Consider the following 18,924-nt stretch of genomic DNA (forward strand, 5'->3'; position numbering starts at 1 on the left):
CGTCATGGACCGCGACGACCTCATCCTCATCAGCGTCGACGACCACATCATCGAACCGCCCGACATGTTCGTGAACCACCTCCCCGAGCGATACAAGAAAGAAGCGCCCCAACTGGTCCACCGGGACGACGGAACCGACGTCTGGCAGTTCGGCGGCGCGACCATCACCAACTCCGCGCTCAACGCCGTGGCCGGCCGGCCCAAGGAGGAGTACGGCGTCGAACCGCAGGGCCTCGACGAGATCCGCCCCGGCTGTTACGACGTGCACGAGCGCATCAAGGACATGAACGCGGGCGGCATCCTCGCCCAGATGAACTTTCCGTCCTTCCCCGGCTTCTCGGCCCGGCTCTTCGCCACCGAGGACGCCGACTTCTCCCTCGCGCTCGTGCGGGCCTACAACGACTGGCACATCGACGAGTGGTGCGCCGCCTACCCGGGCCGCTTCATCCCGATGGCGCTGCCGGCCATCTGGGACGCGGAGCTGTGCGCGGCCGAGGTGCGCCGGGTCGCCGAGAAGGGCGTCCACTCGCTCACCTTCACCGAGAACCCCGCCGTCCTCGGCTACCCGAGCTTCCACGACCCGTACTGGAACCCGCTGTGGCGCGCGCTGTCCGACACGGACACCGTGATGTCGGTGCACATCGGCTCCTCCGGCAGGCTCGCCGTCCCCGCCGCCGACTCGCCGCCCGACGTGATGATCACGCTCCAGCCGATGAACATCGTCTCCGCCGCCGCCGACCTGCTCTGGTCACCCCCGATCAAGCAGTTCCCGAACCTGAAAATCGCCCTCTCGGAAGGCGGTACGGGCTGGATCCCGTACTTCCTGGAGCGCCTCGACCGCACCTTCGAGATGCACTCGACGTGGACCCTCCAGGACTTCGGCGGCAAGCTCCCCTCCGAGGTCTTCCGCGAGCACTTCCTGACCTGCTTCATCACGGACAAACTGGGTGTACGGCTGCGCCACGACATCGGCATCGACAACATCTGCTGGGAGGGCGACTACCCGCACAGCGACTCCCTGTGGCCGGACGCCCCCGAGCAGCTGCACGACGTGCTGTCGAGCTGCGACGTCCCCGACGACGACGCCCGGAAGATCACCTTCGAGAACGCGATGCGCTGGTACTCCTTCGACCCCTTCGCGCACATCCCGCGCGAGCAGGCCACCGTGGGCGCGCTGCGCAAGGCGGCCGAGGGACACGACGTCACCACCCGGTCCCGCAGCCACCAACTCATCGAGCCCGCCGAGAAGTTGGAGGCATTCCGCTCCAAGGCCCGGGCGGCCGTGGCGGCGGCCCGATGAGCGACCTGGTCCTGACGGAACGGGTCGGCGCAGTCCTCGTGGCGACCCTGAACCGTCCCGAGGTCAGAAACGCCATGAGCCCGGAACTGATTGACGACCTGTCAGACGTGCTGCGGGAGGCGGACGCCGACCCGGCGGTCCGGGCGATCGTCCTCACCGGCGCCGGAACGGTCTTCTCCTCCGGCATGGACCTCAAGGCGTTCGCGAAGGGCGGCGGCAGATTCGACGGCCTGGTGTGGTTCTTCCGCGAGGGCATCGCCACCCCGGTGATCGCCGCCCTCAACGGCTCGGCACTCGCCGGCGGCTTCGAACTCGCCCTGGCCTGCGACCTGGTGGTGGCCGCCGAGGACGCCAAGCTGGGGATCGCCGAGGTCAAGCGGGGCCTGTTCGCGGCCGGTGGTGGTACGACCCTCGCCGACCGGGTGCCGCTGGCCGTCGCCCTGGAGATGGGGCTGACCGGCGACCTCGTCACGGCGGCGGACGCCAAGCAGTTCGGCCTGGTCAACCGAGCCGTCCCGGCCGAGAAGGTACGGGAGACAGCGCTGGCCCTGGCGGAACGCATCGCCGAGAACGGCCCTCTCGGTGTCGCGATGACGAAGAAGCTGATGCGGGAACGCCGTTGGGCCGAACCCGCAGAGGTCGAGGCGGTGTTCAGGAGCGCCGACGCGGCAGAGGGGGCACGCGCCTTCGCCGAACGCCGTAGCCCGGTGTGGACCGGGAAGTGACCCAACTCCGGTGTCCTCGGCGACGGTCGGAGACACCGGAGTGATGCTCAGGAGCGGACCGCCTCCTGAGCATCGGCGGTCACGTCATCGGTATCGCCGATCTCGTCGACCAGCCCCCAGCGCAGTGCCTCCACGGCGCTCAACTCCGCGCCGGACAGGGCGAGATAGGCAGCGCGCTCCCGGCCGACTCGGACGGGGATGCTCGCTGTGCCGCCCGCACCCGGAATCAGCCCCATCCCGATCTCCGGCAACCGGATCACCGTGTCCGGCGCGGCGACCACGCGCCCCGCGAAAGCCGCGAGCTCGATCCCCGCGCCGACACAGGCGCCGTGCAGATGCGCGGTCACGCGCGGAGCACATCGGTGCAGCAGCGCGGCCGGGCTGCGACGGACCCGCACCAGATGAGCTTGCGCCGGATCACGGGACGTACCGAACTCGGCGAGGTCGCCCCCACTGCAGAACGTCGGACCGTTCCCGTACAGGTCGACGCGGGTGATCGACGGGTCGGCCACGGCCACCTCGAGCGCCTCGCACAGCGCGTCCCGCGTCGCCGCGTCGAACGCGTTGCGCACCCAGGGCCGGTCCAGCGTGATCACCAGCCGGGAACCGTCGCGACCGAGCCGTACGGGAGTCTCGGCCGGGCGGTGCGTGCGCCCGGGAGCGGCGGCCAGCCAGGAACGGAAGTCCGCGCCGCCCTGGAGCGTCGAATAGGCAAGGGATTCGAGGACCAGCCTGTCCGGGACCGGGAGCCCGCCGCCCATCCGCAGTACCTGCACGAGCGCGACAGCTGCGGCGGGCCGACTCTCGACGATGTGCCCCAGCTCCCGGGCCATGGCATGCGGATCCGCACACCACACCCATGGGGCGGGCGGATCGGGGACGGCGGTGAGCAGTACGTCGTACCCGTCGATCGCGTCCTTGGGTGCTGCAGCCACACCGATCACGACACGGTCGCGGGTGTCTGGTTCCCACGCGGGGTTGCGGTCGAGATCGACGATCACGAGGGGCGACTCCACGGTGATCTCCCTCCAGGCGTGGACCGGAGTGTAATTTGAGATCACCTGTGGAGAGAAGGGGGTTCGAATGACAGAGAATCGCACTCTCCACGCCTGGATGGACACTGTCGAGCCGTACGTGGCCCCTCTCTCCGACATCGCCTGCTCGTTCACCGGTCTGACGGGTGTTCCGGTGGATCTGCCGAGCGCACTGTTCCTCCGGGCCCAACTGGCCGGTCTGGAACGCCCGGGCAGGACCTCGGCCAACGGCTCCTGCCACCTTCTGCGAGCCGCCGACGGCTGGACCGCCGTGAATCTGGCTCGCCCCGACGACCTCGCCGCCGTACCCGCACTGCTGGCACTGCTCGGTTCACCGCCCGCCGAGACCGGGGGCTTGCACGAGGCGGTACAACAGGTCACGGCTGCCGGAGTGGCCGAGGCTGCGCAGCTGCTGGGCATCGCAGCCGCAGTACCTGGATCGGTCACCCGGGACGCACGGCCTGCGGTTCGCACCGAGCGGTGGGGCGAACGGCGTGTGCGCGCGATGGCCGATCTGCGGGTCGTCGACTTCTCCGCGCTCTGGGCGGGCCCGCTGTGCGCCCGGCTGCTGGGGCTCGCGGGCGCGCGGGTCGTCAAGGTCGAGAGCGCGACGCGACCGGACGGCGCGCGCCTCGGGACACCGGCCTTCTACGGCTGGCTGCACGACGGACACGACAACGCCGTCGTGGAGTTCGTCCCCGGTGCGCTGGACGAACTCGTCGCCGAGGCCGACGTCGTCATCGAGGCCTCGCGACCGCGCGCGTTGCGCCGACTCGGCCTTCGCGCCGAGGATTTCCTCGCCGCCCGCCCCGGCCGGGTCTGGGTCGGCATCACCGGTTACGGACGCGAGAACGACCGTATCGCTTTCGGAGACGACGCTGCCGTCGCCGGCGGTCTGACCGGCCTCGACCCGAACGGCGACCCCGTCTTCCTCGGCGACGCGCTCGCCGACCCCGTCACCGGCGTCTTCGCCGCCCACGCGGCGGCCCGCTCTCTCGCCGAGGGAGGCGGAGAACTCCTCTGCGTCTCCATGGCGGCCTGCGCCGCGACCCTCGCCGACGCGCCTGCCCGGGTCCGCCCGCCGTGCTGATCAGAAACGTGGAGGTCGAGGGTCGCGGGCCCGCGGTGGACGTACGGATCGAAGGCGGGCGCATTGCCGAGATCGGGCCCGGGCTGCCGGGCCGGGGTGAAGTGGACGGCCGTGGCGGTGCGTTGCTGCCGGGTCTGCACGACCATCACATCCACCTCGCGGCGCTGGCCGCCGAAGCCGCCTCCGTGCGCGTCGGGCCGGGGGACGTGCGAGACCGTACGGCGTTCGCGGCGGCCTTGGCGACTGGGCCGCCGGGGGAGTGGGTGCGGGCCGTGGGCTACCACGAGGGCGTGGCAGGGGAGTTGGACCGCTGGACGCTGGACGCGCTCGTCCCCGATCGGCCGGTGCGGGTGCAGCATCGCACCGGCGCGCTGTGGGTGTGGAACAGTGCCGCGCTGCGGGCGGCAGGGCTGGACGGCGACGGACGGTTCTGGCGTGAGGACGAGCGGCTGCGGGGGTTCGTGCCGCCCGTACGGCTGGATCTGGAGGGCGTGGGGCGGCGGGCGGCGGCACTCGGCGTCACGGGGTTCACCAACGCCGACCCGCACCCGGCCGGCGGACTCACCCAGATGCTGTCGGTCCTCCCGCAACGGCTCCTGGTGATGGGCGTCGACGAGCCCGTGAAGCTGATGCTCGACGATCCCACGCTCCCCACGCCCTCCCAACTCGCTCGCACCATAGGGGAGATCAGGCCCAGGCCGGTCGCCGTGCACTGCGTGACCCGGGTGCAGTTGCTGGTGACGCTGCTCGCCCTGGACGAGGTGGGCCCGGCCGACGGCGACCGCATCGAGCACGGCTCGGTCATCCCGGCCGAGACGATCCCGTGGCTGCGACGGCTCGGGGTGACGGTGGTGACCCAGCCTCACTTCCCCGTCGAACGGGCCGCCGCGTACGCCACCGACGTGGACGCCGACGACCGCCCTCACCTCTATCGCTGCCGGACCCTGACCGAGGCCGGCATCGCCCTCGCCGCGGGCACCGACGCGCCCTACGGCACCCCGGACCCCTGGGCGGTCATGCGGGCGGCGACGGAACGGGACGACGGCGAGCGGCTCCAACCGGAGGCGGCGCTGGGGCTGTTCACCGGTGATCCCCAACACCCCGCCCGGACAAGGCGGTTGGCGGTGGGCGCGGTCGCCGACCTGTGCCTGCTCCACGTACCGCTGCGCACGGCCCTCGACGCGTTGTCCGGTGAACTGGTCCGCGCCGCATACGTGTCGGGCCGCCGCATCACGCCCGCGTGATTCCTACACGCTGTACCCACCGTCAACTCCCAACGCCTGCCCGGTGATGAACCCGGCCCGGTCCGAGGCGAGGAAGGCGACCGCCTCCGCGATGTCCGTGGCATCGCCGAAACGGCGCATGGGGATGTTGCGCCGGGTGACCGTGAGGGCGTCCTCGTCGAGTTCGCCGGAGCTGATCAGGCGGCCGGCGATACCGTCGTTGAGCATGCCGGGCGCCACACAGTTCACGCGGACGCCGTAGCGGCCCTCCTCGGCGGCCAGCGCCCGGGCCACCGCCTCGACCGCGCCCTTCGCGCCCGACGACAGTCCGTCCCGTACCGGGAAGCGGCGGGTGGCCACGGTCGTCACGGCGACGATGTTGCCCCGGCTCTCGCGCAGCAGTGGCAGTGCGGGATGGACGAGGTTGAAGAACGCCACGGCGTCGCCTTCGAGTTGGGCGCGGTACTCGCCCGGCGAGACCCTGCTCAGGTGCCTCATCGGTACATGCGGGCCCGCCGCGTACACCAGTGTGTGGATGCCTCCGCCGGCTTTCGCGACCGCCTCGGCCGTGGCCGACTCGTCGGTCAAGTCCAGGCGTATCGCCCGCACTTGACGGCCCATCTTCGTGACCTCGGTGGCGACGGCGTCCGCCGCCTCCTGGTTGGCCCGGTAGGTGAGGACGATGTCGCTGCCCCGCTCCGCGAGGAGCCGTACGATCGCCGCCCCGATGCCGCCCGAGCCGCCCGCCACGAACGCGACACCTGGTCTGCTGGAGAAGTCCGGCACCGTAACCGCCTCACAATCCGAGGGACTTGGCGATGATGACCTTCATGACCTCGCTGGTTCCGGCATAGATGCGGGTGATGCGCGCGTCCGCGTAGAGCCGGGCGATGGGGTATTCCAGCATGTAGCCGTAGCCGCCGAACAGTTGCAGACAGCGGTCGACCGCGCGGGCCTGCATCTCGGTGCAGAAGAGTTTGACCTTGGCGGCGTCGGGGCCGCTCAGTTCACCCGCGACGAGTTCGAGGACCGCCCTGTCCAACATTGCCTGCGCGGCCTCGATCTCGGCGGCCACCGCGGCGAGTTCGAACTTGGTGTTCTGGAAGGAGGCGACCGGCTTCCCGAACGCCTTGCGTTCCCTGACGTAGGCGATCGTCGTGTCCAGGGCGGCCCGAGCCTGCGCGACCGAACCCACCGCCACCGTCATCCGCTCCTGTGGGAGGTTGTGGCCGAGATAGCCGAACGCGGCACCCTCCTCGCCGAGCCGGTTGGCGACCGGGACGCGTACGTCGTCGAAGGCCAGCTCCACGGTGTCCTGCACCTTGATGCCCAGCTTGTGCAGCACCCGGCCCCGGGTGAAACCGGGCATGCCGTCCTCGACGACCAGCAGGGTGAGCCCGGCGCGGCGATTGTCCGGGTCGGTCGACGTACGGGCCACGACGATCACCAGGTCGGCGAGCAGCCCGCCGGTGATGAAGGTCTTCGCGCCGTTGAGGACGTACGCGTCCCCGTCGCGCACGGCGGTCGTACGGATCCCGGCGAGATCGGAACCCGTGCCCGGCTCGGTCATCGCGATGGCTGTCAGGAGCTTCCCGGAGGCCAGGCCGGGGAACCAGCGGTCGCGTTGATCCCGGTCGGCGTAGGTGAGGAAGTACGGCAGGACGACGTCGAGTTGGGTTCGGACGGTCCCCAAGGTCACCAGGGCGCGGGCCGATTCCTCCTGGAGGACGACGTTGTAGCGGTAGTCGTCGAGGCCCGCTCCGCCGTACTCCTCGGGGACCGCCGTGCCCAACAGGCCGAGCGAGCCCAGCTGTTCGAAGAGGGTGCGGGGGAGCCGGCCGGCCTCCTCCCACTCGGTGTAGTGCGGGACGACCTCCTTGGCGATGAAGTCCCGGGCGAGCCGGCGGAATGCCTCGTGGTCGTCGGTGAAGACGTCTCGGCGCACAACATCCCCTGTCAGGAAGCGAGTTCGACGACGGTGGCGTTGGCGGTGCCGCCGCCCTCGCACATGGTCTGCAGGCCGTAGCGGATCCCGTGGTCCCGCATGTGGTGGAGCATGCGCGTCATCAGGACGGCACCCGACGCGCCGAGCGGATGCCCGAGCGCGATGGCACCGCCGAGCGGGTTGAGGAGAGCCGGGTCCGCTCCGGTCTCGGCCAGCCAGGCGAGCGGGATGGGCGCGAAGGCCTCGTTGACCTCGAAGACGCCCACCTCGGAGAGTCCCACTCCGGCCTTGCGCAGCACCTTCTCGGTCGCGGGGATCGGCCCGGTCAGCATCAGGACCGGATCGGAGCCGGTGACCACGCCCGCCCGGTAGCGCGCGATGGGCGTCAGTCCCAGCTCACGGGCTTTCTCCGGGGTGGTCACCAGCAGGGCCGCCGCACCGTCGGAGATCTGCGAGGAGTTGCCCGCGTGGATCACCCCGTCCTCCTGGAAGGACGGTTTCAGCTTCGCGAGAGTGGCGCTGCTGGTCTCTCGCCGAATGCCTTCGTCCATGGTCACCGTGCCGCCCGTGCCGCCCGTGCCTTCGGTCACCGGCACGATCTGCGCGTCGAACGCCCCGCCGTCCTGCGCGGACGCCGCCCGTTGATGCGACAGCGCGGCAAAATCGTCGAGGACACTCCGGCCCAGTCCCCACTTCCGTGCGATCAGCTCGGCCGAGACACCTTGGTTGAAGGAGAAGTCCTCGTAACGGGCGAGGACTTGAGGACCGTACGGCGTCCCGCCACCCCGCGAGGCCCCGAGCGGTACCCGGCTCATCACCTCGACGCCGCCCGCCACCACGACGTCCTGCTGCCCGGACATGACCGCCTGGGCGGCGAAGTCCAGCGCCTGCTGGCTCGATCCGCAGGCCCGGTTCACCGTGGTCCCCGGGATGGTCTCGGGCCAGCCGGCGGCCAGCACCGCATAGCGGCCGATGTTGCTCGACTGGTCGCCCAGCTGGCCCACGCAGCCCCACACCACGTCGTCCACGACCTCGGGATCCAGGCCCGTACGGTCGACGAGGGCTTGGAGAACGACGGCGGAGAGGTCGGCCGCGTGCACACCGGCCAGACCGCCGTTCCGTTTGCCGACGGCGGTGCGGACCGCCTCCACCACCACTGCCTCACGCATCACGTCTCCTTTGTCGCTCTGGGCGCGGCTGTTCCCGGCACTGCCCAGCGCCCCATGTAGCGAGGCGGGCGCTTCGCCACGAAGGCGGCATACGCCTCCGGGACGTCCGCAGTGGCGAAGTTCATGGCCTGCGCCCGCGCCTCACCGGCAAGGGCCTCGCGCAGCGTGCGGTCGGCGTTCTCGTTGAGGAGCGCCTTGCTCTGCGCGAGCGCGACCGGAGCTCCGGCGACCAGCCGGGCGGTCAGGTCGTCCACGAAGGCGTCGATCTTGTCGGCGTCCACAACCCAGGTCACCAGGTTCAGCGCGCGGGCTTCCTCGGCGTCGATCGTCTCCGCCAGCAGCGCCAGCCGTTTCGCCTGTTGCAGCCCCACCAGCTTCGGCAGCAGCCAGGAACCGCCGCAGTCCAGGGACAGGGCACGGCGGGCGAAGATCTGCGAGAACGTGCTTTCCGGAGTCGCGACGACGAAGTCGCAGCCCAGGGCGAGGTTCCAGCCCGCGCCGACCGCCACGCCGTGCACCTTGGCGACCGTGGGGATCGGCAACTCGTGCAGCAGCAGCGTGACTTCGGTCAGAGTCCGCATCCGGTAGAGCGGATGCTCGTCGCTGACACCTTTGCGGATGTCGGCCCCGGAGCAGAACGCACCGCTCGCACCGCTGAGGACCAGCGCACGTACCGAACGATCACTGCCCGCAGCGGAGAGCGCCCTGCTCAAGGCGTCCCACAGCTCGGCGTCGATCGCGTTCTTGCGCTCCGGCCGGTTCAGCGTCAGCGTGCGAACACCGTCGGCGTCGCTCGTGAGAAGCACCGGCGGCCCGCTCATCGCACAGCTCCTTCTGCCCGTAGAACGGCGATCTCCTCGCCCGTGAGGCCGAGTTCGGCGAGTACGGCGTCGGTGTGCTGGCCGAGCGCGGGAATCGCGCCCATCGGCGGGTCGTACCCGGCGATAACGGGGGGCGGCAGCAGCGCCGGCACCGGACCGGACGGCGTGTCGATCTCCCGCCACCGGTTGCGCGCCTGGAGATGCGGGTGGGCGATGACGTCGCTGGTCGTGTTGTAACGGGAGTTGCCGATGCCGGCCGCGTCCGCGCGGTCCTGTACGTACGAGAGGTCGTGCCGTGCGCACCAGGCGCTGATCTCCGGCTCCAGCAGGTCCCGGTGTTCCACCCGTCCCGCGTTGCTGCGGAAGCGGGGGTCGTCCGCGAGGTCGGGACGGTCGAGCAACTCCCTTGCCAGGCGCTGCCATTCACGGTCGTTCGTCGTCCCGAGGATCACGGTGTGGCCGTCGGCGGTGCGATGGGCGCCGTACGGTGCCACGGCGGGCGAACTCAGACCGAGCGGCTGCTGCTCGACCCCGGAGTGCTGGGTGTAGGTGAGCGGATAGCCCATCAGCTCCGTCATCGTGTCGAACAGGCTCACCGCGACGGACGAGGCAGCCGGACCCACCCCGCGCTCCCTGCCGTACAGCAGCGCGACGACCGACAGTGCCGCGTACAGGCCGCTGGACACGTCGGCCATCGGCGGGCCGGGTTTGGCCGGTGCTCCCGGGTGCCCGGTCACCGAGCAGGCGCCCGACTCGGCCTGCACGAGCAGGTCGTAGGCCCGCTTGTGGGAGAGCGGGCCGCCGGGACCGTAGCCGTCGATCTCGACGGCGATCAGTCCGGGGTGACGGGTCGTCAAGTCGCCCGGGGAGATGCCGAGTTTGGCCGTGGTACCGGGTGTGAGGTTGGAGACGAGGACGTCGGCGCGCTCCAGCAGGCGGTGCAGGACGCCCATGCCGCCGGGTGTCTTCAGGTCCAGGGCCACCGACTCCTTGCCCCGGTTGACCCAGACGAAATGCGCCCCGAGTCCCTTGACCACGTCGTCGTAGTGGCGGGCGAAGTCCCCGCCCTGGGGGTTCTCGACCTTGATCACGCGGGCGCCGAAGTCGCCGAGCGTGCGGGTGCACATGGGAGCGGAGATCGCCTGCTCCAACGCGACCACGGTGATTCCGGCCAGTGGCCCGGTCGTTGTCGTCATGTCTCAGCCCACGACCGTGAAACTGGTACGGAGTTCGTCCTTCAGTACCTTCTGGCTTGCGTTGCGCGGTAGTTGGTCGACGAAGCGGACATGCCGGGGGACCTTGAAGTTCGCCATGTTCTCGCGGGCCCAGGCGATGACCTCGGCCTCGGTCGGCGGGTGCTCCGGGTCCCCGACCACGAAGGCGCAGCCGACCTCGCCGAGCCGTTCGTCGGGAACGCCGATCACGGCGACCTGCTGGACGCTCTCGCAGCCGAGAAGCAGCTTCTCTATCTCCGCCGGATAGGCGTTGAAGCCGCCGACGATGTACATCTCCTTCTTGCGGTCGACGATGGCGAGGTTGCCGTCGTCGTCGAGCCGTCCGATGTCCCCGGTGTGCAGCCAGCCCTCGGCGTCGATCGTCGAGGCGGTGGCGTCGGGGTCGTCCCAGTAGCCGCGGGTGACGTTGTAGCCGCGCACGAGGATCTCGCCGTCGAGTCCGATCGGGACGTCGAGCCCGTCGTCGGCGACGATCCGGACCTGGACATCCGGAATGGCGCTTCCCGTGGTGTGCGCGACCGTCTCCTCCGAGTCCCCGACCCGGGTCGTGGCCACCAGCGCCGTGGACTCGGTGAGGCCATAGGCGCTCATCACGATGTCGAACGACAACTCCGTTTTCATGGCGCGGATCAGCGATTCCGGAATCGTGGTACCGCCCGTCATGGAGACTCGCAGCGAGGTCAGGTCGTGGGTGTCACGGTCCGGATGGTTGACCAGGTCGTGGAAGATCGTCGGCGGCCCGAGGAGGATGCTCACCCGTTCCCGGGCGATGAGATCCAGTGCCCGCCCGGCGTCGAAGACCGCCATGGGGATGACGGTCACCCCGTGCATAAGGGAGGCCAGCCACCCCGCCTTGTATCCGAAGCAGTGGAAGAACGGCGGGATCACCAGGAAGGTGTCGGACTCCCGGAACGTGTACTCCTCCGCCATCCACCCATAGGCGCGCAGGGACTGGCCGTGCGTGAGTATCACGCCCTTCGGGTGACCGGTCGTGCCGGACGTGAACATCACGTCGGACACGTCGTCAGGCGTCAGCCGGTCGATCGAGGCATGGGCGGCGGACAGGGAAACGCCCTCTCCCGCGCCGAGAAAGTCGTTCCACGACCGATCCGCCGTCCCCTGCGGACCGAGAACGGACACCGTCCTCTGCAGCGCCGGCAGTCCCGGATCGGACTTCCGCAGTTCGCCGACGTAGTCGTTCCCGAGGAAGGGCGAGGCGAACACGGCCGCCGCCTCCGACTTCCGCAGGATGTACGAGATCTCCTGCGCCTTGAACCGCGTGTTGAGCGGGACCAGTACGCCCCCGGCGCCGTGGATGCCCAGCGCGGCGAAGATCCACTCCGCCGAGTTGGGGGCGCACAGCCCGACCCGGTCCCCGGGCTTGATGCCGAGCGCGATGGTGGCGCGGACCGCGTCGACCATCCGGTCCTTCAACTCCCGGAACGTCCAGCGGCGGTCTCCGTCGATGAGTGCCGTGGCGTCCCCGAAGCGTTCGGCGGCCAGCCTGATGACGTGGGGGATGCTCAGGAATTCGTCGTCGTAGCGCATCAGTTGGCTCCAGGGCTAGCCGTTCGAGGGGAGATGCAGGATCCGCTTGGCGATGATGTTCCGCTGGATCTGGGAGGTGCCGCCGTAGACGGAGGCCGCACGGGAGTAGAGGTAGTCGCCGAACAACTCGCCGCCGTCCTGGGCCAGTTCGGCCGGGAACACCTCGAGTGCCGTGTCGTAGAGCCGCTGTTCGGTCCTCGTCATCAGCAGCTTGTCCACGGACGACTCCGGGCCGGCGACCTGCCCGGCCAGGCGTTCGGCGGTACGGCGGCGGGCGTGCGCCACCAGCACCTCGTAGTCCACGACACACCGGCCGATCCGCGACAGCAGCCCGTCGGGCAACGTGCCTTCGTGTTCGGACGCATGACGCCGGAGCCGCTCGACGAGCAGCCCGTACTTCGAGATGTGCCCGGTGTCGAGAGCGTTGCGCTCGTACGACACCGTCGTCATCGCCAGCGCCCAGCCGACGCCCTCGGCGCCGACGCGCTCGGACTCCTCGACGCGGACGTCGTCGAGGAACAGCTCGCAGAACTCGTCGTCGCCGTTGGCCGCGCGCAGCGGCCGTACCGTCACGCCGGGGCGGTCCAAGGGCAGCACGAACGCCGAGATCGACTTGTGGGCCGGTGCCGAGCGGTCGGTGCGGGCCAGCAGCAGGCAGAGGCCGGAGTACTGGGCGTAGCTGGTCCACAGCTTCTGACCGCGTACCGTGTAGTGGCCGTCGTGCCGTTCGGCGAAGGTGGTCATGCCCGCCAGGTCGGAGCCGGCTCCCGGTTCGCTGAAGCCCTGGCACCACACCTCGTCACCGGCCAACATCCTTGGCAGGAACCGCAGTCGCTGCTCCTCCGAACCGAACTCCAGGAGGGCGTGGGCGAGATAGCCGATCCGGGGGACGCCCGGGGCTCGGCAGGCACCGAGTTCGTCGCTGATCGCGACCTGGTGCAGCGCGGTCAGGCCCCGGCCGCCGTAGCGCTCCGGAACGTCGAGCCCGACCCAGCCGCCCGAGTGCAGCAGCCGGTGCCAGCGGTGCAGGAAGACCGGGACCGGCTCGCCCGACTCGCGTTCGGGGAGCGGGTGTCGGTCCAGCCAGGCGCGGAACTCGTGGCGCAGCCGGTCCAGGTCGGCCGGGTCGCCGAAGTCCAGCGGGGTGTCGGTCATCGCGTCACCTCCGGTGCGGCCAGCGCGGGGAGCAGCTCGTCCGTCGTGGCGAGCAGCGTCGCGCCCAGCCGCACCTTGCGCAGATACAGGTGCGCGATGTGCTCCCACGTCTGGGCGATACCGCCGAAGACCTGCATCCCGGCGTACACCGCCTCCAGCGCCGAGGAGTTGACCTCCGCCTTGGCGACACGCGCGGCCGTCAGGGCCCGCTCCGGCGGTTCGTTGTCCAGACACCAGGCCGCACAGCGCGTGACACTGGTGCCCGCCTCCACCAGGACCGTCGCGTCGGCGAGGAGATGTTGTACGGCCTGGAAGGAGCCGATCGCCTGTCCGTACTGGCGCCGGACGCGGGCGTATTCGACCGCCTGCTCCACGAACGAGCCCGCAGCGCCCACGAGTTCGGCGGTCACGACGACGAGTGCGTAGGCCTGCCAGCGGAGTTGGTCGGGCGCGGTCAGGCGGCCGACGGTCTCGACGGGAGCACCCGGCGACACTGCTCGCACCGAGCGCACGAGGTCCGTGCTCGGTGCCGCAGGGCCCAACTCGACCCGGGTGACCGTCCCGTCGGTGGTGACGCAGAGCGCGCTGTCGGCTCCCTCGCAGTCCCAGGCGGCGAGGTCCGCCGACTCCGGCCCGGGGAAGCGGAGTTCGCGGGTGAGCGCGACGGTGGGGGTTCCCCGCGAGGTGTCGTCGCCGAGCAGCCGGAGCAGTTCCGGAGCGAGCAGGACCGTACCGAGCAGGGAGGTGGTGAGCGGGTGTCGGCCGTGTTCCTCCGCGAGCAGTGCGCACTCCTGCGCGGTCGCCGCCGGGGGAGATGAGCGCCGGAGATCTCTCAAACCCATGTCGTCCAGGGCCTGTTGGGCTGCGGCTCGGGTCGCCGGCTTCACCTCGTCCGGCGAGGTCACGCCGTACCGGGGTGCGAGCGAACGCACCGTGTCGCGGACCAGGACGAACTCCTCGCGCTCCACGCTCAGCGCTCCTCGGGGGAGTTGGCGCGCCGCTCGGCGCGGGCCGCGAGGTCGGTGATGATGCGGATGTGGTCGGGGTTGGTCATCGTGGCCCGCTCGGCCATCAGGGCCGCCTCCATGCCGCCGCGCGAGACCTGCTCGACGACGGCGGCGAGGGCCAGCTTGGTGGCGCGGAGGGCTTCGGCGGGCTGGGCCGCGAGTCGGTGGGCGAGGGTGAGTGCTTCGCGCATCAGGTCGTCGGGCGGGACCGTGCGGTTGGCGAGGCCGAACTCGACCGCCTTGGCGGCGGGGATGCGGTCTCCGGTGAAGAGGTACTCCTTCACCCGCAGCAGGCTGGTGAGCAGCGGCCACAGGGTGACTCCGCCGTCGCCCGCCACCAGGCCGACCGACACATGCGGGTCCGCGAAGTAGGCGTCCTCGGCGATCAGTACGAGATCGCAGGCCAGCGCGAGGCTGCAACCCAGGCCCACCGCGGGCCCGTTGACGGCGGCGATCACCGGCAGCGGGAAGCGGATCATCTCGGTCTGGATGGTGCGGTCGATACGGATGGACCGCTCCCGCAGCTCCGGGTCGGTGTGGTGCCGTAGGAGATGGTCGAAGTCGCCGCCGGCGCTGAACGCGCGTCCCGCGCCGGTGAGGACGACGGCCCGGGCCTTGGTGTCGTCCGCGAGTTCGCGCCACACCTCCGACAGCCGTCGGTGCAGTTCCTCGGAGACGCCGTTCAACCGGTCGGGGCGGTTCAGGGTGACGATGCGGACGTCTCCGTCGGCGGCCACGGTCAGCACGGAACTCACCTTGCTCATACCGCGATGGTATTAAAGGTCAGACCGAAACTGTCAATGGTGTTGCACGAAGAAGAGAATCACATTCTCATCCCTGGCGGGGTCAGTTCTCCGGATCGGTCAGCTCCACGCCGTCCCGGCGGTCCACCTCGGCGGCGGCCTGGGCGAAGCCGCACACATGGCGGGTCATACGGCGCATCGCCGCCTCGCTGTCGCGGTCCCGGATGGCCTCGGTGATCCGGGCGTGCGCGCGGGCGGTGAGTTTGCGGATGTCCGCGTCCATGAACTGCTCGATGTCGGTGGCCGCGTGGATGGACTGCGAGAGAGCGCTCATGAATCCGATGAGAAGCTCGTTCTCACCGGCCCTCGCCACGGCGTTGTGCCAGTGGATGTTGGCGCGCAGGAACCGCTGGATGTCGTCCCCCGCCGCGACCAGCTCCGCGTGCGCGTCGTCCAGCTCCGCGAGGTCCGCGTCCGTCCGGCGCCTGGCCGCCAGCGCCGCGCACGCCGGCTCGATCGCCTCCCGGGTCTCGTGCAGGTCCTCGAGGCGGATCCGCTGACCCCGGATCACCAACCGCACGGTGTTCGCGAGCGATTCACGCCCCGGCCGGTGCACGAAGGCACCGCCCCCGCGCCCCGGCCTGATCTCCAGGAGCCGTTCGACCTCCAGGACGCGCAGCGCCTCGCGCACCGTCGCCCGGCTCAGTCCCGTCTGCTCGACCAGTTGCCGTTCCGGCGGCAGCGCCATGCCCTCCGTGAACTCGCCGGAGAGAATGCGCTCGCGCACCTCCGCCGCCAGCACGTCCGAGGCCTTGGGCACCGTGAGCGTGTCGAAGCGCGGCCGGGGCTCACCGGCCGCGGCGCGCCCCCGGGCGGTGCGGGAAGGATGCTCGGCGCTCTGCACAGGTTCGGGCCTCTCGTCGCAGGCCGCGCTCTTCGGCCTCTTTGGCTGAACCATTCAACACAGCACGCGCGCCACCTGTCACATCACGGGCCCGACCGTCACATCACCATGCCGCCGTCCACCGGCAGCACCTGACCGGTGATGAAGGAGGCCGCGTCCGAGGCGAGGAACACGAAACTGCCCGCGATCTCCGCCGGCTCCGCCCACCTTCCCAGCGGAATCCGGGCGAGCATCTGGGCCGCGAACTTCTCGTTGGTCCGGATGGTCTCCGTCATGGGCGTGGCCGCCAGCGGGGCGAGCGCGTTCACCAGCACACGCCGGCGCGCCAGTTCGCGGGCCAGGGACTTCGTCAGCCCGATGATCCCGGCCTTCGCGGCCGAGTAGTTGACCTGCCCGAGCGTCCCGACCAGGCCCGCCGACGAGGTGACGTTGATGATCCGCCCCTTGCCGTCGTCCGGCAGGAACGGCAGCGCGGCCTGCGCGCAGTGGAAGGTCCCCATCACATGGATGTCGAGGACCCGCCGGAACGCCTCCTCCTCCAGCTTGTCGAACATGGCCGGGGCGATGACCCCGGCGTTGTTGACCAGGATGTGCAGGGTCCCGTCGCCGAGCGCCGCCGCGCGCGCCACGGCCGTATCGGCGGCGGACCGGTCCCGTACGTCGAGTGCGGCGCTGTCCGCCGTCAGCCCCGCCGCGTTGATCTTCCCGGCTACGGCCGCGGCGGCCGACTCGTCGACGTCGGTCACCAGCACCGCGGCGCCCGCGCGGGCCAGCGCCTCGGCGACCGCGGAACCGATGCCGCCCCCGGCGCCGGTGACCAGCGCCGACCGGCCCGTGAGGTCGAACAGCCCTGTGCTGTCGGTCATTCAGTAGCTCCTCGGGAGTCCCAGCGTGTGCGATCCCAGGTAGTTCAGGATCATTTCCTGACTGATCGGCGCGATCCGCATGAGGCGGGCCTCGCGGAAGTAGCGGGCCACGGCGTACTCCTCGGAGTAGCCCATGCCCCCGTGGGTCTGCAGCGCCCGGTCGGCGGCCGTGAACCCGGCGTCCGCGCACAGGTACTTGGCGGTGTTCGCCTCCCGCCCGCAGGGCTTCCCGTTGTCGTAGAGCCAGGTCGCCTTGCGCAGCACGAGTTCGGCGGCGTCGAGGCGGGTCAGCGAGTCCGCGAGGGGGAACTGGATGCCCTGGTTCATGCCGATCGGGCGGCCGAAGACGACCCGCTCCTTGGCGTACCTCACGCCTTTGTCGAGCGAGGCCCGGCCGATGCCGAGGGCCTCCGCCGCGATGAGCATGCGTTCCGGGTTGAGGCCGTCGAGGAGATAGCGGAAGCCCTGGCCCTCCTCGCCGACGCGGTCCTCGACCGGGATGCGCAGGTCGTCGATGAAGAGTTCGTTCGAGGTGACTGCGTTGCGGCCCATCTTCGGGATGGGGCGGATGTCGATCCGGTCGCGGTCGATGTCCGTCAGGAACAGGGTCATCCCGTCGGTCTTCTTGGTGACCTCGTCGGCCTTGCTGGTGCGGGTCAGGAGAAGGATCTTCTCCGACTCCATCGCCTTGGAGATCCACACCTTGCGGCCGTTGACCACGTAGTGGTCGCCGTCCCGTCGCGCGTACGTCGTGATGCTCGCGGTGTCGAGTCCCGCGCCCGGTTCGGTGACGCCGAAACAGACGTGCAGGTCGCCGCTCGCGATGCGGGGGAGTGTCCGGCGCTTCAGCTCCTCGGAGCCGTGCACCACGACGGGATGCATGCCGAAGATGGACAGATGGATCGCGCTGGCCGCGTTCATGCCGCCGCCCGACCGTGCCACCTCTTCGAGGAGCAGGCTGGCCTCGGTGATGCCGAGTCCGTGACCGCCGTACTCCTCCGGGATGGTGATCCCGAGCCAGCCGCCGCCCGCGACGGTCTCGTAGAACTCCGTCGGGAACTCGTGCGCCTGGTCCTTCGCCATCCAGTACTGGTCGTCGAAGTCGCGCAGCAGCCCGGCGACGGACTTGCGGATCGTTTCCTGGTCCTCGGTCAGTTCGAAGTCCATGCACGGACCCTTCTCCGGTTCCGGTTGCGAAACATATCAAAGGTCAGACCGAAGCAGTAGGGGACCGATAAGGGCCTACCGTCGAGTAATATCGCGCGGCAGGCCATCAGAGGAGGAACCGTGCCACGGTCCGAACGCTCGTCGCTGCTGCTCGCCGGACTGCTGGCGACCGCGGGGGTCGCCCACTTCGCCTCGCCGAAACAGTTCGATGCGACGATCCCGCGCGCCCTGCCGGGGGCGCCTCGGACCTGGACGTACGCGAGCGGTGCCGTCGAACTGGCGCTGGCCGCCGGGCTCGCCGTGCCGCGCACCCGGCGGCCGGCCGCACTGGCCGCGGCGGCGTTCTTCGTGGGCGTGTTCCCCGCCAATGTGCAGATGGCGATCGACTGGCGGGACCGCCCGGCCCCGCAGAAGGCGGCGGCCCTCGGACGACTGCCCCTGCAGATACCCCTCGTGCTGTGGGCCCGTAGTGTCGCGAAGAACAATGGGGAGGGACAGTCATGAGTGATCGCCCGAACATCGGCGACAAGGTCGAGGACTTCACGCTGCCGGACGAGACCGGCGCGGAACGCAGTCTCACGGAACTGCTCGCCGAGGGGCCCGTGGTGCTCTTCTTCTACCCGGCCGCCCTGTCCGCCGGCTGCACCGCCGAGGCCTGCCACTTCCGTGATCTGGCTGCCGAGTTCGCGGCCGTCGGCGCCCGGCCCGTCGGCATCAGCGGCGACACGGTCGACAAACAGAAGGAGTTCGCCGGGAAGAACACCCTCGGCATGCCCCTCCTCTCGGACGTCGACGGGACGATCCGGGAGCGGTTCGGGGTGAAGCGCGGCTTCTCGCTGGCGCCGACCAAGCGGGCCACCTTCGTCATCGGCGAGGACCGCACCATCCTGGAGGTCGTCGCCAGCGAACTCCGGATGAACACCCACGCCGACCGCGCCCTCGCCGCACTGCGCGCCCACCGGAAGTGACACAGGGGCCGCAAATGCCGTATC

At 70.3% G+C, this 18,924-nt stretch carries 19 protein-coding genes; 6 read left to right on the forward strand and 13 right to left on the reverse strand.

The genetic code is table 11. The features are described 5' to 3' along the window. Window positions 1–4 precede the first annotated feature (4 nt). Both SSP08S_RS23115 and SSP08S_RS23120 read left to right on the forward strand, forming a co-directional pair. Window positions 5–1,300 carry an amidohydrolase family protein gene (locus SSP08S_RS23115; RefSeq protein WP_019070013.1) on the forward strand — a complete coding sequence of 432 codons (1,296 nt, stop codon included), beginning with the start codon at window positions 5–7 and terminating at the stop codon, window positions 1,298–1,300. After that, window positions 1,297–2,025 (forward strand): enoyl-CoA hydratase-related protein, encoded by a 729-nt coding sequence (locus SSP08S_RS23120; protein WP_019070014.1) that lies wholly within the window; start codon window positions 1,297–1,299, stop codon window positions 2,023–2,025. Before SSP08S_RS23115 ends, SSP08S_RS23120 begins: the two co-directional genes overlap by 4 nt. Window positions 2,026–2,072: 47 nt before the next feature. Here the strand turns inward: SSP08S_RS23120 and SSP08S_RS23125 are convergent, their stop codons facing one another. Next, entirely contained in the window at window positions 2,073–3,041 is a 969-nt protein-coding gene (locus SSP08S_RS23125) for an enoyl-CoA hydratase/isomerase family protein (RefSeq protein WP_019070015.1), read from the reverse strand. A gap of 67 nt (window positions 3,042–3,108) precedes the next feature. Here SSP08S_RS23125 and SSP08S_RS23130 point away from each other — a divergent pair, with 67 nt between their 5' ends. Together SSP08S_RS23130 and SSP08S_RS23135 are read left to right on the forward strand one after the other, a co-directional pair. Beyond that, on the forward strand, window positions 3,109–4,149 hold the full coding sequence (locus SSP08S_RS23130; protein WP_019070016.1) for a CoA transferase: 1,041 nt from the start codon (window positions 3,109–3,111) through the stop codon (window positions 4,147–4,149). Then, window positions 4,143–5,393: an amidohydrolase family protein gene (locus tag SSP08S_RS23135; RefSeq protein WP_019070017.1), complete on the forward strand. Its 1,251-nt coding sequence runs from the start codon at window positions 4,143–4,145 to the stop codon at window positions 5,391–5,393. The genes SSP08S_RS23130 and SSP08S_RS23135 overlap by 7 nt, the downstream gene beginning before the upstream one ends. Before the next feature lie 3 nt (window positions 5,394–5,396). Here SSP08S_RS23135 and SSP08S_RS23140 read toward each other — a convergent pair whose 3' ends face one another. From SSP08S_RS23140 to SSP08S_RS23195, 12 genes are all read right to left on the reverse strand, one after another. After that, window positions 5,397–6,122: an SDR family NAD(P)-dependent oxidoreductase gene (locus SSP08S_RS23140; protein ID WP_019070018.1), complete on the reverse strand. Its 726-nt coding sequence runs from the start codon at window positions 6,120–6,122 to the stop codon at window positions 5,397–5,399. Between the two features lie 46 nt (window positions 6,123–6,168). After that, a complete protein-coding gene (locus tag SSP08S_RS23145) occupies window positions 6,169–7,317 on the reverse strand; it encodes an acyl-CoA dehydrogenase family protein (RefSeq protein WP_019070019.1) in 1,149 nt (382 codons plus the stop codon). 11 nt (window positions 7,318–7,328) lie between these two features. Beyond that, window positions 7,329–8,486 carry a thiolase family protein gene (locus SSP08S_RS23150; RefSeq protein ID WP_019070020.1) on the reverse strand — a complete coding sequence of 386 codons (1,158 nt, stop codon included), beginning with the start codon at window positions 8,484–8,486 and terminating at the stop codon, window positions 7,329–7,331. Next, window positions 8,486–9,307: an enoyl-CoA hydratase/isomerase family protein gene (locus SSP08S_RS23155; RefSeq protein WP_019070021.1), complete on the reverse strand. Its 822-nt coding sequence runs from the start codon at window positions 9,305–9,307 to the stop codon at window positions 8,486–8,488. The genes SSP08S_RS23150 and SSP08S_RS23155 overlap by 1 nt, the downstream gene beginning before the upstream one ends. Next, window positions 9,304–10,503 carry a CaiB/BaiF CoA transferase family protein gene (locus tag SSP08S_RS23160; protein WP_043259621.1) on the reverse strand — a complete coding sequence of 400 codons (1,200 nt, stop codon included), beginning with the start codon at window positions 10,501–10,503 and terminating at the stop codon, window positions 9,304–9,306. Before SSP08S_RS23160 ends, SSP08S_RS23155 begins: the two co-directional genes overlap by 4 nt. 3 nt (window positions 10,504–10,506) lie before the next feature. Then, window positions 10,507–12,090: a FadD3 family acyl-CoA ligase gene (locus SSP08S_RS23165; RefSeq protein ID WP_019070023.1), complete on the reverse strand. Its 1,584-nt coding sequence runs from the start codon at window positions 12,088–12,090 to the stop codon at window positions 10,507–10,509. A 15-nt stretch (window positions 12,091–12,105) separates the two neighbouring features. After that, complete coding sequence (locus tag SSP08S_RS23170) at window positions 12,106–13,245, reverse strand: acyl-CoA dehydrogenase family protein (protein WP_019070024.1); 1,140 nt, start codon at window positions 13,243–13,245, stop codon at window positions 12,106–12,108. Then, a complete protein-coding gene (locus tag SSP08S_RS23175; protein ID WP_019070025.1) occupies window positions 13,242–14,213 on the reverse strand; it encodes an acyl-CoA dehydrogenase family protein in 972 nt (323 codons plus the stop codon). The genes SSP08S_RS23170 and SSP08S_RS23175 overlap by 4 nt, the downstream gene beginning before the upstream one ends. 2 nt (window positions 14,214–14,215) lie before the next feature. Then, window positions 14,216–15,016, reverse strand: a complete 801-nt coding sequence (locus tag SSP08S_RS23180; RefSeq protein WP_019070026.1) for an enoyl-CoA hydratase/isomerase family protein — start codon at window positions 15,014–15,016, stop codon at window positions 14,216–14,218. An 82-nt stretch (window positions 15,017–15,098) separates the two neighbouring features. After that, complete coding sequence (locus tag SSP08S_RS23185) at window positions 15,099–15,953, reverse strand: FadR/GntR family transcriptional regulator (protein ID WP_078532492.1); 855 nt, start codon at window positions 15,951–15,953, stop codon at window positions 15,099–15,101. Between the two features lie 44 nt (window positions 15,954–15,997). Further along, window positions 15,998–16,765 (reverse strand): SDR family NAD(P)-dependent oxidoreductase, encoded by a 768-nt coding sequence (locus SSP08S_RS23190; protein ID WP_019070028.1) that lies wholly within the window; start codon window positions 16,763–16,765, stop codon window positions 15,998–16,000. Further along, entirely contained in the window at window positions 16,766–17,932 is a 1,167-nt protein-coding gene (locus tag SSP08S_RS23195) for an acyl-CoA dehydrogenase family protein (RefSeq protein ID WP_019070029.1), read from the reverse strand. It lies immediately after the preceding gene. A 120-nt stretch (window positions 17,933–18,052) separates the two neighbouring features. On the opposite strand from SSP08S_RS23195, the gene SSP08S_RS23200 reads away from it, so the two are divergent. After that, a complete protein-coding gene (locus SSP08S_RS23200) occupies window positions 18,053–18,436 on the forward strand; it encodes a DoxX family protein (RefSeq protein ID WP_019070030.1) in 384 nt (127 codons plus the stop codon). Beyond that, window positions 18,433–18,900 (forward strand): peroxiredoxin, encoded by a 468-nt coding sequence (locus tag SSP08S_RS23205; RefSeq protein ID WP_019070031.1) that lies wholly within the window; start codon window positions 18,433–18,435, stop codon window positions 18,898–18,900. The genes SSP08S_RS23200 and SSP08S_RS23205 overlap by 4 nt, the downstream gene beginning before the upstream one ends. Window positions 18,901–18,924: the final 24 nt, after the last annotated feature.

It is taken from the genome of Streptomyces hokutonensis (genome assembly GCF_000376565.1).
GTDB lineage: Bacteria > Actinomycetota > Actinomycetes > Streptomycetales > Streptomycetaceae > Streptomyces > Streptomyces hokutonensis.